The sequence below is a fragment of the Blastococcus sp. TF02A-30 genome, assembly GCF_003319185.1.
Taxonomy (GTDB): Bacteria; Actinomycetota; Actinomycetes; order Mycobacteriales; family Geodermatophilaceae; genus Blastococcus.
In genome coordinates this window covers 49,298-63,273 of the sequence record NZ_QOHJ01000010.1, presented here as the reverse complement: position 1 = coordinate 63,273, position 13,976 = coordinate 49,298, and the positions used below count along the sequence as shown (strand labels likewise).

The window sequence follows — 13,976 nt, the reverse complement described above, 5'->3', positions numbered from 1 at the left end:
CGGGTTCCCGGGCCGGAACAGCATGCCAGATGCGGAACCGGCCGGGATCAGAAGAGGCGGTGGAACGCGGTGCCCAGGTCGGGCACCTCGACCAGCCGCATCCCGGGCGGCGCGTTGCCGGCGTCCGGTGGCACGAGCGCGACGCGGTACCCCTGGCGGGCCGCCTCGGCCAGCCGGCGCCCGGTGCCGCCGACCCGGCGGATCTCGCCGGACAGCCCCACCTCGCCCAGCGCCACGACGCCGTCGGGCAGCGGGCGGTCGTTGGCGGCCGACGCGATGGCCAGCGCCAGCGCGAGGTCCGCCGCCGGCTCGGCGATGCGCACCCCGCCCACCGAGGCCGCGAAGACGTCGGCGTCGGCCAGCTTCACCCCACCGCGGCGCTCGACGACGGCGTTGACCATCGCCACCCGCTGCGAGTCCAGGCCGCTGACCGCCCTCCGGGGCGAGCCGCCGCCGGTGGAGCTCGCGACGAGGGCCTGCACCTCGGCGAGCAGCGGGCGGCTTCCTTCCATCGTCACGGTGACGCAGCTGCCGGGCACCGGGGCGCTGCGCCGGGAGACGAACAGCGCGGAGGGGTCGGGGACGCCCACGACCCCGGCGTCGCCGATCTCGAAGCAGCCGATCTCGTCGGCCGGGCCGAAGCGGTTCTTGGTGGCCCGGATGAGCCGCAGGGTGGAGTGCCGTTCGCCGTCGAAGGCCACCACGACGTCGACCAGGTGCTCGAGCGTGCGCGGCCCGGCGATGGCGCCGTCCTTGGTGACGTGGCCGACCAGGATGGTGGTCATGCCGCGGCTCTTCGCCACGCCGGTCAGCGCGCTGGCGACCGCGCGCACCTGGGTCGAGCCGCCGTCGGTGCCCTCGACGGCGGGGGAGCGGACGGTCTGCACCGAGTCGAGCACCAGCAGGGAGGGGTTGACCTCCTCGACGTGCGCGAGGACGGCCGACAGCTCCGTCTCGGCGGCCAGGTAGAGCCGGTCGTGCAGCGCGCCGATCCGCTCGGCGCGCAGCCGCACCTGCCCCGCCGACTCCTCGCCGGAGACCACCAGCGCCGGGCCGTTGCCGGCGGCGACGCGGTGCGCCACCTCGAGCAGCAGCGTGGACTTGCCGACGCCGGGCTCCCCGGCCACGAGGAGGACCGCACCCGGCACGAGCCCGCCGCCCAGGACGCGGTCGAACTCGGCGATGCCCGTCGGCACCGCGCGGGCGCCGGTGAGCTCGACCTGCGCGATCGGGCGAGCGGGGGCGGTCACGGGGCCGGCGGAGACGGCGCGCAGGCCGGTGGCGGGTGCCCCGGCCTCCTGCAGCGTGCCCCACGCCTGGCACTCGGGGCAGCGCCCGACCCACTTGGGCGAGGCGTAGCCGCACTCGGTGCAGCGGTGGGCGGGACGGGCGGACTTCACTCCGGACGGTGGCACGACGGCGACGCTAACCGCCGGGTACGACGGTTCCGGGGAGGAGCGGGCGGGAGGCCCTACTCGTCGCTGCCCGCGCCCGAGGCGACCTCGGTGTTGGCCTCGTCGCCCTCGTTCGTGCCCTCCTCGTGGTGGAAGTCGAAGCCCTCCTCGCGCTCGAGGGCGCGGGACGGGGTGGCGACCGTGGCCTGGACGGTGATCTCGCCGGCGTTCTCGAAGGTGAGCACCAGGGTCACGTACTGGCCGGTGGTGAGCCCCTCGTCGAGGTCGGTGAGCGTGATGGAGGCGTCGGAGTCCGGCCCGATGAACACGGTGGTGTCGGGCGCGCACTCGATCTCGCCGGAGCCGCCGACGGTCGCGGTGCCGGCGGGCAGTCCGGAGGCGTTGACGGGGGCGGTGCCCGGGTCGAGCTCCGCGTCGCCGAAGCCCTCGCCCTCGACGCTGACGAGGGTGTCGGTCTCCTGCCCGGTGTTGACGATCGCCATCTGCAGCTCGGCGTCGTCACCGGCCTCGTAGGCGCCGCCGCGGGGGTAGGCGAGCTGCACCTGGCGCAGCGTGATGTCGCCGACCTGGGCCATCGAGCCGGTCTTGTCGCGCTCCTGGGTGGCGGTCTGGGTGACCTGCCCGGCGCTGCACGCGGAGAGCGCGACGGGGGAGAGCAGCAACACGCCCATGGTGGCGGCGCGCAGGGCGCGGTTCACAGCCGACGACCTCCAGCAGTACGGACCGGCCACCGCGGGATCGGCGGCACGGGGGTCGACCGCAGCCTATCGGTCGCCCACGGGCCCCCGCCCGCAGGGAAGGGTGTGCCCGCCGTTCCGCGTCGCTACGCGCACGTGCGCGATGCCCCGTCCGGGCGACAGGTCTCAGGTGCGCGGGCGGAGCTGCCGAGAACCCCTGTGCACGACGCCTCACGGAGAACGGAGCCCCACCCCCATGCTCATCACGACCGCGCTCGCCAAGGTCATGTCCGCCGGCGTCCTCGCCAAGACGACCGCCGGTGCCGCGCTCGCGGTCACGGCGGTGACCGGCGCCGGAGCGGCCGGCGTGCTGCCGGACCCCGTGCAGGACCCGGTCGCGGCGGTCGTCGAGGGCGTGTCGCCGCTGGACCTGCCCGATTCCGGCGACGTCCTCGCCGAGGCCGTGGAGCCGGCGCCGGAGCAGCCGGCCGACGAGCCCGCCACGGGCGAGGAGCCGGTCGCCGCGGACCCGGTTGCCGAGGACCCGGTCGCCGAGGAGGAGGCGCCGGCGGACCCGGCCGCCTTCGACGCCACGGCCTGGGCGGCCGCGGGCCCGGAGGGCTACGCCTCGTTCGGCGCCTGGGTGAGCGAGGGTGCCCGGAACGGCGCGTTCCGGGGCGAGGGCGTGCGGTTCGGCGAGGTCGTGCGTGACTGGGCCGGCCGCAAGCACCTCGACGAGGCGGATCTCGCGGCGGAGGGCGTGGACCTCGCGGCCCTGCCGGTCGCGGAGGGGCCCGCGCAGCCCGTCGCGGAGGTCGCGGAGGTCGCGGAGGTGCCGGCGCAGGCACCGACCGCCGCGGCGACCCGCGGCAGCGACCGCCCGAAGGCCACCGGTGGCGCCACCACCCGCGGCAACGGCAACGGCAACGGCAACGGCGGCGGCAACGGCAACGGCAAGGGCGGCGGTCGGGGCTGACGCCCGCGCTCAGGTGAGGGACGCCCCGCCCAGCAGGAGCAGGACGACGTCGAGCACGGTCAGCAGCATCACCGCGGGGAAGGCGGCCCGCCGGAAGCGGGGGCTGCCGGCGAGCGCGGCCAGCGCGACGGCGGGGAGCGCGACGACCAGCACGCCCCACTCCGCCGCGGTGGGGGCGCCGTCCGGCCCGAGGACCAGCGCGAGGGACGCCGCGCCGAGCAGCAGCGCACCGGTTCCCGCGGACACCCCCGCGCCGAGGCGGTGGGGCAGGCCCCGGACCCCGGTGGCGAGGTCCTCCTCGATGTCGGGCGCGACGTTGGCGAGGTGCGCGGCGGCGCCGAGCGCACCGCCGGCGGCCATCAGCCACCACGGCGCGACGGGCGTCCCCGGTGCGGCGGCGACCACGCCGGCCGGCAGCGCCCCGAAGCCGGTCACGTACGGCACGACGGAGACCGCGGTCCGCTTGAGCCCGGCGTTGTAGGCCCACCCGCTGGCCACCAGGACGAGCAGCAGAAGACCCGGTACGGCACCGAGGAGCAGCGAGAGGACGACGGCCAGCGCGGCCGAGGCGCACGCCAGCGCGCGCAGCATCGGGGGGCGGACCGCGCCCTGCACCACCGGCTTGTCGGGCCGGGCGACGGCGCGGTCGCGGTCGGCGTCCAGCCAGTCGTTGCTCCAGCCGATGGACGCCTGACCTGCGAGGACGGCGAGGCAGACGAGGACGACGCGGGGTCCGTCCACGCCCGCGGCCACGGCGAGGAGGGTCGCCACGGTGGTCACCGCCACAGCCGGACCCGGGTGCGTGGCGCGCGCGAGGGCGGCCGCGAGAGCCGCAGGGGAGGCCGTCGAAGGCACACCGACCATCCGTCTGTCAACCCCCTGTCGGGAACGAACGTGCCTTCTGACCTGCGGATTTGCTGATCGGCTCCGATCCGTTGGGTCAGTCTGCCGTGGTAACCTGGGGACAGCGAAAGGGGTCACATTCACATGGGCTTCACTGTCGGCGAGACCGTCGTCTACCCGCACCACGGCGCTGCTCTGATCGAAGCGATCGAGAAGCGGACCATCAAGGGCGAAGAGAAGGCCTACCTCGTGCTGAAGGTCGCCCAGGGCGACCTCACCGTGCGCGTGCCGGCCGACAACGCAGAGATCGTCGGCGTCCGTGACGTCGTCGGTCAGGAGGGCCTGAACCGGGTCTTCGAGGTCCTGCGTGCCCCCCACACCGAAGAGCCGACCAACTGGTCGCGCCGCTACAAGGCCAACCTCGAGAAGCTGGCCTCCGGCGACGTGAACAAGGTGGCCGAGGTCGTCCGCGACCTCTGGCGCCGCGACAAGGACCGGGGCCTCTCGGCCGGCGAGAAGCGGATGCTCTCCAAGGCCCGCCAGATCCTGGTCAGCGAGCTCGCGCTCGCCGAGGGCACCAACGAGGACAAGGCGGAGGTCCTCCTCGACGAGGTCCTCGCCAGCTGAGCTCGGGTCTCCCGAGCTGAGCCGTTCCACCGAAAGACACCCGGACCGCTCCCGTGCACGCTGTCGGCATCGTCGCAGCGGCCGGGAGCGGTTCGCGTCTGGGCGCAGATCTGCCGAAGGCGCTGGTCGCGCTGGCCGGCCGGCCCCTCGTCGCCTGGTCGGTCGACGCCCTCCGGGCCGGGGGCGTCGCGGAGGTCGTGGTCGCCGTCCCGGCGGCGCAGCGCGACGCGTTCGCCGCCGTCCTGCCCGCCGACGTGCACCTGGTCGACGGCGGCGCCAGCCGGACCGGCTCGGTCCGCGCCTGCCTGGCCGCCGCGACCGCCGGTGCCGACGTCGTCCTGGTGCACGACGCGGCCCGCCCGCTGACCCCGCCGGACCTGGTCCGCCGGGTCCTGGCCGCGCTCGCCGACGGCCACCCCGGCGTCGTCCCGGTGCTGCCGGTCGTCGACACCACCGTGGTCGTGGACGATGCCGGCGTGATCACCGACGCCCTACCGCGTGCCACCCTCCGCCGGGTGCAGACCCCGCAGGGCTTCGACCGCGCCGTCCTCGCCGCGGCCTACGCGGACCTCCCGCCGGACGCCGACCTCACCGACGACGCGGCCGTGCTCCGCGCCGCCGGCATCCCGGTCGTGACGGTCGCCGGCGACGAGCGCGCGGCCAAGGTGACGGTCGCGCACGACCTGACCCTCGCGGAAGCCCAGGTGACCCGGTGATCGGGCTGCCCCGCGTCGGCACCGGTACCGACGTGCACCCGGTGGAGCCCGGGCGCCCCTGCTGGCTGGCCGGCCTGGAGTGGCCGGACGCCGACGGCTGCGCCGGGCACTCCGACGGCGACGTCGTCGCGCACGCCCTCACCGACGCCGTCCTCTCCGCGGCCGGGCTGGGGGACATCGGCGGTCTGCTCGGCACCGACGACCCCCGCTGGGCCGGGGCCCGCGGCGCCGACGTCCTCGGTCACGTGCGCGAGGTGCTCGACGCGGCCGGCTGGCGGGTCGGCAACGCCTCGGTGCAGCTGATCGGCAACAGCCCGCGGATCGGCACGCGCCGCGGCGAGGCCGAGGCGGTGCTGACCGCCGCGCTGGGGGCGCCGGTGAGCCTCACCGCCACCACCACGGACGGGCTCGGGCTGACCGGCCGCGGCGAGGGCCGGGCGGCGATCGCCACCGCGCTGGTGGTCCGGACGGGGGAGGGGACCTCTCCGCAGGCGTGAGAGCGCGCCGGGACTCCGTAGACTCCCGGCAGTGAGCCTCCGCCTGTACGACACGGCCGCCCGCGCGGTCCGCGACTTCACGCCCCTGCGTGCCGGTCAGGCGTCCGTCTACGTCTGCGGGCTCACCGTGCAGGGCCCGCCGCACGTCGGCCACATCCGGGCGGCCGTCTCCTTCGACGTGCTGCGCCGCTGGCTGGCCGCGAGCGGGCTCGAGGTCACCTACGTCCGCAACGTCACCGACATCGACGACAAGATCCTCGCGAAGGCCGCGGAGCACGACGTCCCCTGGTGGGCGTGGGCCTACCTCAACGAGCGCGCCTGCACCCGCGCCTACGACGTCCTCGGCGTGCTGCCCCCGTCCTACGAGCCGCGGGCGACCGGGCACGTCCCGGAGATGGTCGAGCTGATGCAGCGGTTGATCGACCGCGGGCACGCCTACGCCGTCGACGGCGACGTCTACTTCGACGTCCGCTCCTTCCCCGGGTACGGCGCGCTGACCGGCCAGAAGCTGGACAACCTCGAGCCGGCCGCCGACACCGACAGCGACGAGCGCAAGCGCGACCCCCGTGACTTCGCGCTGTGGAAGGCGCACAAGCCGGGGGAGCCGGCCACGGCGTCCTGGCCCACGCCGTGGGGCCCCGGGCGGCCCGGCTGGCACCTGGAGTGCTCGGCGATGGCCGGGAAGTACCTCGGCGCGGAGTTCGACATCCACGGCGGCGGCCTGGACCTGCGCTTCCCGCACCACGAGAACGAGCAGGCCCAGTCGCGGGCGGCCGGTGACGGCTTCGCGCAGTACTGGCTGCACAACGGCTGGGTGACCCTCGGCGGCGAGAAGATGAGCAAGTCGCTGGGCAACACCGCGCTGGTCGACGAGGTGGTCCGCCGGGTACGCCCGGTGGAGCTGCGCTACTACCTCGTCGCCCCGCACTACCGCTCGACGATCGAGTTCACCGACGCGGCGCTGGAGGAGGCCGGCTCGGCCTACCGGCGCATCGAGTCCTTCGTGCAGCGGGCCGCCGAGCGCGTGGGGGTGGACGCCGGGAAGCCGGAGCTGCCCGCGGAGTTCCGCGCCGCGCTCGACGACGACCTGTCCACCCCGGCCGCGGTCGCGGCCGTGCACGAGGCCGTCCGCCAGGGCAACACCGCGCTCGCCGACGGCGACGACGAGGCCGCGGCCGCCGCCCTCGGCGCGGTGCGCGCGATGCTCGGCGTGCTCGGCCTCGACCCGCTCGACCCGCAGTGGGCCACCGGTTCCGACGACCGCCTGGCCCAGGCCACCGACGGCCTGGTCGTGCTCGCGCTCGAGCAGCGCCAGGCCGCCCGGGCCCGCAAGGACTTCGCCGCCGCGGACGCGATCCGCGACCAGCTCGCCGCGCTCGGGGTCGCGGTCGAGGACACCCCGCAGGGACCCCGATGGGAGTTGATCCGCTGATGGCCGGCAACAGCCAGCGCCGAGGCCGCACGACCGGAGCGCACAAGAAGGGCGCCCCCGGCGGCACGGGCGGCAAGAACCGGCGCTCGCTGGCCGGCCGGGGGGCGACCCCGCCGGCCGAGGCACGCTACGGGCACCCCGCGCAGCGCAAGGCCCAGGCGCAGGAGCGCCAGCGGGCCGACCGCGCCCGGGCCCGCCAGAAGCAGGAGGAGGCGCCGGAGCTGCTGCTCGGGCGCAACCCCGTCGTCGAGGCGCTGCGGGCGCGCATCCCGGCCACCGCGCTGTACGTCGTCACCGGCGACACCACCCGGATGACCGACGAGCGGATCACCGAGGCGCTGGCGCTGGCCAACGACCGCGGGCTGCCGCTGCTCGAGGTGGGCAAGGGCGAGTTCGACCGGATGTCCGGCGGCGCCCTGCACCAGGGCATCGGCCTGCAGGTCCCGCCGTACGAGTACGCCCACCCCGACGACCTGCTCGACGTCGCCCGCGACTCCGGCCGCCCGGCGCTGCTGGTGGCGCTGGACGGGGTGACCGACCCGCGCAACCTCGGCGCCGTCGTCCGCTCGGCGGCCGCCTTCGACGCGCACGGCGTCGTCGTGCCGCAGCGGCGGGCGGTGGGCATGACCGCGTCCGCGTGGCGCACCAGCGCCGGCGCCGCCGCCCGGCTGCAGGTGGCCCGCGCGGTCAACCTGCCGCGGGCGCTGGCGTCCTACCAGGACGCCGGCCTGCAGACGGTCGGCCTGGCCGGCGACGGGGACGTCGACCTGCACGACTACGACGGCTTCGCCGACCCGGTGGCGCTCGTCGTCGGCGCCGAGGGGACCGGCCTGTCCCGGCTCGTGCGCGAGAAGTGCGACGTCGTCGTCCGCATCCCGATCTCCCGGGAGACCGAGTCGCTCAACGTGAGCGTCGCCGCCGGCATCGCGCTCTACGCCGCGGCGGCCGCCCGGCGCTGAATTGGGCCTGGCGCGCCCGGCGCCCGGCTGCTCGGATGGGGCATGGGCTCCCTGACCTCGCTCGCCGGGCTGGCAACCGCCGTCGGTTCGGCGGTGCTGGTGGCCGGACCGGCGGCGCTGCTCCGCCCGGCCGGCCCGGTCGACACCGCGGCGACCCGCGCGCTGGTCCGTTCGCTGGCCGCGCGCGACATCGGCATCGGCGTGGCCATGGCGGTGGCCCCGCCGGGTCCTGCCCGACGGCTGGCCGTCGCGGCGCGGGTGCTCGGCGACGTGACCGACGCGCTCGCGCTGCCCGCGGCCGGCGCTCGACGGCGGGCCGCGCTGGTGGCCCCGGCGGCCGCGACGTGGGGTGCCCTGTCGCTGGCGGCGCTGCTGCTGGACGAGCGCGCCGGCCGCTGATCAGCCGATGAGCTGGGCGACGGTGTAGATCACCAGCCCGGCGAGGCCACCGACGACGGTGCCGTTCACCCGGATCCACTGCAGGTCGCGGCCCACCTGCAGCTCGATGCGGTTGCTCGTCTCCTCGGTGTCCCACCGGGCGACGGTGCTGCTGACCAGGTCGGCGAGGTCGCCGGAGAAGCGCTCGACGAGGTGGCCGGCGATGCCGTGCGCGTGCCGCTGCACCAGCTCGCGGACGGTGTGGTCGGTGCGCAGCAGGCGGGCGGCGTCGAGGATCAGCCCGGTCACCCGTGCCCGCAGCTCCGAGTCGGGGTCGGCGGCGGCGGTGAGGACCGCGGTCTTCGCGTTGGACCACAGCGAGCCCGACCAGGTGCGCACCGCGGGGTGCTCGAGCAGCTCCTTCTTGAGCGCCTCGACCCGGGCGGCGGTCTCCGGATCGGTGCGCAGCGCGTGCACGTAGGCCCGGAGCCGGTTGTCGTAGGACCGGCGCAGCTCGTGCCGCGGATCGGCGCCGACCTCGTCGAGGAAGCGCTGGATGCCGGCGAAGGCCCGGTCGAAGACGCGGTCGTCGACCCAGTCGGGGACCCACGCGGGGGAGGCGTCGCCGAGCTGGGCCCGGAACACCACGCGGTTCTCCTGCAGGAAGCGGGAGAGCAGCCGCAGCGCGGCGGAGAGCACCTCCTGGTGGCGGTCGCCGTCGACGACGAGCTCCAGCACCCGCGCCAGCACCGGCGCGGCGGGGGTGGCGTGCAGCTTGCGCTCGACGATCGCGGCCACCGCGGGCTCGAGGTCCTCGTCCCGCAGCAGGTCGGTCAGCGCGGTGAGGGCGGCGCCGGCGTCGCCGGCCAGCCGCTCGGCGCGGCCGGGTGCGTCGAGGAAGTTGCCCAGCCGGGTGGGGACGTCGATGGTGGTGAGCTTCTCCTCGACCACGGCGCGGGTCAGGAAGTTCTCCTGCACGAAGGTGCCCAGGCTCTCGCCGATCTGGTCCTTCTTGCGCGGGATGATCGCGGTGTGCGGGATGGGCAGCCCCAGCGGGTGCCGGAAGAGCGCGGTCACCGCGAACCAGTCGGCCAGCGCACCCACCATGGACGCCTCAGCGGTGGCCCGCACGTAGCCCACCCAGGCCCCGGTCTCCTCGCCGAGCAGCACGCAGGCGAGGAACACGGCGGCGGCCAGCAGGAAGAGCCCGGTCGCCAGCCGCTTCATGCGGGCCAGGTCGCGGGCTCGGGCCGGGTCGTCGAGGGAGCCAGCCAGCAGGGCGGTCGATCGGGTCTCCGGCACGGTCCGAGCCTAAGGACCGATCGACCGCCCCCGCTCGGGTCAGCTGGTGGAGCCGAGCGTGACCTCGATCTGCTGCTCCCCGGTGCCGCGCCGCACGGTGAGCGTGACCTCGTCGCCGGGGGCCAGGCTGCGCACGGCCGCGGTGAGCTCGGTCGAGGTGGTCACCGGGCGCTCGCCGACGGCGGTGACGACGTCGCCCTCGCGCAGCCCGGCGTCGGCGGCCGCGCTGTCGGGCTCCACGGAGACGATCTGCGCCCCGTTGCCGACCCCGCTGTTCTGACCGCCGGCCGCCGTCTGCGCCCGCACACCGAGGTAGGCGCGGGTGGCCTCGCCCGTGTCCACGATCTCGTCGGCGATCCGCTTGGCGGTGTTGCTGGGGATCGCGAAGCCGACGCCGATGTTGCCGCTCTGCGAGTCGGCGCCGGGAGCACCGGACGCGACGGTCGCGATGGCGGTGTTGATGCCGATCACCTCGCCGGCGCCGTTCACCAGTGCCCCACCGGAGTTGCCCGGGTTGATCGCGGCGTCGGTCTGCAGGGCGTCGATGACCGTGGCCTCGTCCTGGCTGGACCCGGTCTGCACCGCGCGGTCGGTCGCGCTGACGATGCCGTCGGTGACGGTGTTGGACAGGCCGAGCGGGGCACCGATGGCCACCGCGACGTCGCCGACCTGGACGTCGTCGGAGTCGGCGAAGGTGGCCGGCGTCAGGTCCGAGGCGCCGTCGAGCTTCACCACGGCGATGTCGGAGGAGGGGTCGGTGCCCACGACCTCGGCGTCGTAGAGCGTGCCGTCCGCGGTCCGCACCTGGACGGTGCCGCCCTCGGCCACGACGTGGTTGTTGGTGAGCACGTAGCCGTCGTCGGTGAGGATGACGCCGGATCCGCTGCCGGAGCTCGATCCGCTGCTCACGTAGATGGTGACCACGCTGGGCGCGGCCTTCGCGGCGGCCGCCGTGGCGGTGGTCGCGGTCTCCGGGTTGGTGATGGTCACCGCCTGCGCGGCGGCGGGGGAGCTGCCGGTGATCGAGCCGTCGTCCACCAGGGCGGCCACCCCGGCGCCGGCGCCGCCGCCGATGAGGGCGCCGGCGACCAGGCCGGCGATCCCGATCCGCAGCCGGCCGGACCTCCGCGACGGCGCTGCGGCGTCGTCGCCCGCGGGTGCGCCGGCGACCGGCGGCACCGGGGTGGTGGGCTGGCGCGGCGGACCCCAGTACGGGGCGCCGGAGGGCTGGCCCTGGCCGTAGGGCTGCTGCGGGGCGTACGGCTGGTGCTGGCCGTACGGCTGGTGCCCGCCGGCGTAGGACCCGTAGGACGGGGCCGGCCCGTAGGCGGGCTGCGGCGTCGTGGGGTGGCGGTCGGCCGGGGGCGCGTCGGAGGCCGCCGGCGCGGGGCCCTGCTGCGGCTCGCCGCCGGTGGAGCCGGTGGGGGCCGGGTGCTCGTGTTCGCTCACTGCTCGAATCCTCCTCGTGCGCGGCCGTCCGGCCGCTGCGACGTCCCCACTGTCCGGTGCCGCGCTGGCGCGGCGCTGGAGGTCCGCTGTGAGGTTCCTGGACGGGTCAACGCGGCACGTCGTCCAGCAATGCCCCGCGCGCGATCGTCTCGGTGACCACCCAGATCGCCAGGACCTCCGCCGCGAGCAGGCCCACGAGCACCAGCAGCTGCGCGGCGCCGGCCTCCACCGGGCTGCCGCCGCCGAGCAGCACGCCGACGAACGCGCCGGGCAGGGTGACCAGGCCGACCGTGCGGGTCTGGTCCAGCGGCGGCACCAGCGCGGTCGCGGCCACCGGGCGGGCCAGGAGCAGGACGGCGTCGCGGGGGAGGAGGCCCAGGGCCAGCGCTGCCTCGACCTCTCCCCGCCGCTGGGTCAGCTCGTCGCGCACCCGGCGGCCGGCCAGCGACGTCGCCGTCATCGCGCCGCCGACGAGGATCCCGGCGATCGGGACGACCGCCTCACCGCTCAGGGGGACGGCACCGCTGGCCAGCACCAGCGCCACCACGGGCCCGGCGCCGACGACGACCGGCAGCGCCGCGAGCGCCACGCGACGGGAGGCGCCGGACGAGCGCAGCGGGCGCGCGGTCACCCGCCCGGCGGCCGTGACGGCGGCGACGGCCACCATGAGGACGACGAACGCCGCCGACCCCCACAGCGAGCCGACGACGGCGAGCAGGACGGCGGAGACCGCCGCGAGCTGCAGCGTGGCCCGCACCGCGGCGACGAGGACGGAGCGCTGCTCGCCCAGCCCGGACACCCGGGCGCCCGCCGCGGCCAGCGCGGCGAGGACGACCAGCACGACGGCCAGCCGCGGCCCGAGGTCGACGACCGAGGTTCCCACGGGCGCCGATCCTGCCGGGCGCCCGGACGGCGCGCGGAGGTGGTCAGCCGACGGCGACGATCTCCTCGCGCGGATCGAGCTCGGGGCGGTGCACCGGCGGCACCATGGCCAGCGGTGAGGTGCAGTGCCGGAGCAGCCACCGGTGCGGGCCGTCGAGCCCGCGGTGCAGCAGGCCCAGGTGCCCGGCGCTCACGACGACCAGCGGGGTGGGGCAGACGGCGGAGAGCAGCTGCCGTCCGGTCGCGCCCGGGACGGTGACGTGCTCCACCGCCAGCCCCGGGTTGCGGCGCCCCCACTCCTCCTCGTCGTCGGCCCAGGTCAGCGGCTGCGGCCGGGTCTGCACGACCCGCAGCGTCGCGCCGGACCGGCGGGCGGAGGCGGCGGCGAAGGCGGCGACCGCCTCGTCGTCCCCGGGGTCGCCGATGCCCAGGACGGCGGTCAGCGGACCGGTCGCGGGCTGGTGGGACCGCGGCACCACGACCACCGGCTGCGGTGCGCGGGCGGCCACCCGGGAGGTCACCGGGGCGATCACCCACTCGTCGAGCACGCCGGTCGTCGAGCTGCCGAGCACGAGGAGCTGCCCGGCCGCCGCGGCGCGCAGCAGCGCCGTCGTCGGGTCGCCGGGGACGATCTCGGTGCTCACCTGCAGCTCGCGGTCGGCGCGCCGGGCCACGGTGTACGCGCGGCCGGTGATCTGCCGGGCCCGGTGCAGCTCGTGCGGCACCGCACCGCCGACGCGGTGCCGGGTGAGGTAGGGCGCCGCGTGCACGATGCGCAGTGGCGCACCGCGGCGCAGGGCCTCCTCGGCCGCCCAGCGGACGGCGGCCAGGGCGCACTCGCTGCCGTCGACGCCGACCACCACCTCGCGGACGGGCCGGTCGTCGGCGGCCGGGCCGGGCTCGGCGCGGTCGGCGCCGCGGCCGGGGTCGAGGGGAGCGGTCGTCGTCACGGTGCACCTCCGCAGCACGGTGGACCCCCGTCGTGGCCCAGGGTCCTCGGACCTCGCTCGAGTGGGAAGGGCCGAAGGTCCGTGCGCGTGTGACCGAGCGGTTCCCCGGGGTACTGGACGCCCGGAGGGGCGGGGGGAGACGACCGTCCCGGTCGTCGTGTCCTGGTGTGCCTGGAGGCTGCACGTGCCCGTGCCTCGTTCTCTTCCCCGGTGGGTGGTCCTCCTGGCGTCGGCCGCCGCCGGTGTGCTGGCGGTGATCGGCTGCCTGGCGGTGCGCGGCCCCGGGCTGGTGGCCGTCGCGGTCGGCGGGATGTTCGCCGCCTGCGTCGCGGCCGGCATCGCCCGCGAGTCCGCAGGGAGCGCGCGGACGGCGGTCGACGCAGCCGTCTCGGCCGCCGGGTGGACCGTCGGGAGCCTGCTGGTGCTGGCCGGCGTCGCCGCAGTGGCCGGTGGGGCGGTCACGGTGCTGCTGGCGGCGACGGTCGGCGGTGCCGTCCTCGTGCGCAGGCTGCGCCGCGCGCACCGGATCGGCCCGGGGTTGGCGGCGGTGCCGCCCGCAGGGGCTGCGCCCCGCGCGGTGCCGACCCCGACCCTGCTGCGCCCGCCGGTGCGCAGCCTCGGGACGGCCGACCTCGGCCAGGAGTGGGTGCGGACGACGGCGCTGCTGGCCGGCCGTCTCGAGCCGGCCTGGCGGCGGGCGGTCGTGGGCCGGCGCGGAGAGGTGCTCGACGAGCTGGAGCGCCGCGACCCGACCGGGTTCGCGCGCTGGCTGGCCGACGGGCCGGTGCCGGGCAGCGACCCGGCGGCCTACGTGCGCGACCTGCCGGCGGCCGGCACCGGCGCCGCCTGACCGGCGACCCGCACCTACGATCG

At 76.5% G+C, this 13,976-nt stretch carries 15 protein-coding genes; 8 read left to right on the top strand and 7 right to left on the bottom strand.

Annotation, left to right across the window (positions count from 1 at the left end):
- Nucleotides 1-47: 47 nt before the first annotated feature.
- Nucleotides 48-1,415 carry a DNA repair protein RadA gene (gene radA, locus DQ241_RS19420; protein WP_233492575.1) on the bottom strand — a complete coding sequence of 456 codons (1,368 nt, stop codon included), beginning with the start codon at nt 1,413-1,415 and terminating at the stop codon, nt 48-50.
- Nucleotides 1,416-1,471: 56 nt separating this feature from the next.
- On the bottom strand, nt 1,472-2,113 hold the full coding sequence (locus DQ241_RS19415; RefSeq protein WP_113831860.1) for a copper chaperone PCu(A)C: 642 nt from the start codon (nt 2,111-2,113) through the stop codon (nt 1,472-1,474).
- A 235-nt stretch (nt 2,114-2,348) separates the two neighbouring features.
- On the opposite strand from DQ241_RS19415, the gene DQ241_RS19410 reads away from it, so the two are divergent.
- Entirely contained in the window at nt 2,349-3,068 is a 720-nt protein-coding gene (locus DQ241_RS19410) for a hypothetical protein (RefSeq protein ID WP_113831859.1), read from the top strand.
- A 9-nt stretch (nt 3,069-3,077) separates the two neighbouring features.
- Here the strand turns inward: DQ241_RS19410 and DQ241_RS19405 are convergent, their stop codons facing one another.
- Complete coding sequence (locus DQ241_RS19405; protein WP_233492574.1) at nt 3,078-3,848, bottom strand: UbiA family prenyltransferase; 771 nt, start codon at nt 3,846-3,848, stop codon at nt 3,078-3,080.
- Nucleotides 3,849-4,055: 207 nt separating this feature from the next.
- Between DQ241_RS19405 and DQ241_RS19400 the strand changes: the two genes are divergently transcribed.
- Genes DQ241_RS19400 through DQ241_RS19375 form a run of 6 tightly spaced genes read left to right on the top strand, consistent with a single transcriptional unit; the run spans nt 4,056 to nt 8,541 of the window.
- Nucleotides 4,056-4,538 carry a CarD family transcriptional regulator gene (locus DQ241_RS19400; RefSeq protein ID WP_091929357.1) on the top strand — a complete coding sequence of 161 codons (483 nt, stop codon included), beginning with the start codon at nt 4,056-4,058 and terminating at the stop codon, nt 4,536-4,538.
- A 53-nt stretch (nt 4,539-4,591) separates the two neighbouring features.
- On the top strand, nt 4,592-5,254 hold the full coding sequence (gene ispD / locus DQ241_RS19395; RefSeq protein ID WP_113831857.1) for a 2-C-methyl-D-erythritol 4-phosphate cytidylyltransferase: 663 nt from the start codon (nt 4,592-4,594) through the stop codon (nt 5,252-5,254).
- On the top strand, nt 5,251-5,751 hold the full coding sequence (gene ispF, locus DQ241_RS19390) for a 2-C-methyl-D-erythritol 2,4-cyclodiphosphate synthase (RefSeq protein ID WP_113831856.1): 501 nt from the start codon (nt 5,251-5,253) through the stop codon (nt 5,749-5,751). Before ispD ends, ispF begins: the two co-directional genes overlap by 4 nt.
- 31 nt (nt 5,752-5,782) lie before the next feature.
- Nucleotides 5,783-7,183, top strand: coding sequence for a cysteine--tRNA ligase (gene cysS, locus DQ241_RS19385; protein WP_113831855.1), 1,401 nt, complete (start codon nt 5,783-5,785; stop codon nt 7,181-7,183).
- Nucleotides 7,165-8,142, top strand: coding sequence for a 23S rRNA (guanosine(2251)-2'-O)-methyltransferase RlmB (gene rlmB / locus DQ241_RS19380; RefSeq protein WP_233492573.1), 978 nt, complete (start codon nt 7,165-7,167; stop codon nt 8,140-8,142). The genes cysS and rlmB overlap by 19 nt, the downstream gene beginning before the upstream one ends.
- Nucleotides 8,143-8,184: 42 nt before the next feature.
- On the top strand, nt 8,185-8,541 hold the full coding sequence (locus tag DQ241_RS19375) for a hypothetical protein (protein WP_113831853.1): 357 nt from the start codon (nt 8,185-8,187) through the stop codon (nt 8,539-8,541).
- On the opposite strand, the gene DQ241_RS19370 is transcribed toward DQ241_RS19375, so the two are convergent.
- The 4 genes from DQ241_RS19370 to DQ241_RS19355 form a co-directional block, all read right to left on the bottom strand.
- A complete protein-coding gene (locus DQ241_RS19370; protein ID WP_233492572.1) occupies nt 8,542-9,822 on the bottom strand; it encodes a DUF445 domain-containing protein in 1,281 nt (426 codons plus the stop codon). It abuts the gene before it with no gap.
- 39 nt (nt 9,823-9,861) lie between these two features.
- A complete protein-coding gene (locus DQ241_RS19365; RefSeq protein ID WP_233492571.1) occupies nt 9,862-11,271 on the bottom strand; it encodes a trypsin-like peptidase domain-containing protein in 1,410 nt (469 codons plus the stop codon).
- Nucleotides 11,272-11,377: 106 nt separating this feature from the next.
- On the bottom strand, nt 11,378-12,154 hold the full coding sequence (locus DQ241_RS19360; protein ID WP_113831852.1) for an ABC transporter permease: 777 nt from the start codon (nt 12,152-12,154) through the stop codon (nt 11,378-11,380).
- Nucleotides 12,155-12,197: 43 nt separating this feature from the next.
- Complete coding sequence (locus tag DQ241_RS19355; protein WP_113831851.1) at nt 12,198-13,103, bottom strand: universal stress protein; 906 nt, start codon at nt 13,101-13,103, stop codon at nt 12,198-12,200.
- 184 nt (nt 13,104-13,287) lie between these two features.
- On the opposite strand from DQ241_RS19355, the gene DQ241_RS19350 reads away from it, so the two are divergent.
- Nucleotides 13,288-13,953: a hypothetical protein gene (locus DQ241_RS19350; protein ID WP_147252414.1), complete on the top strand. Its 666-nt coding sequence runs from the start codon at nt 13,288-13,290 to the stop codon at nt 13,951-13,953.
- The last annotated feature ends 23 nt before the right edge of the window (nt 13,954-13,976 follow it).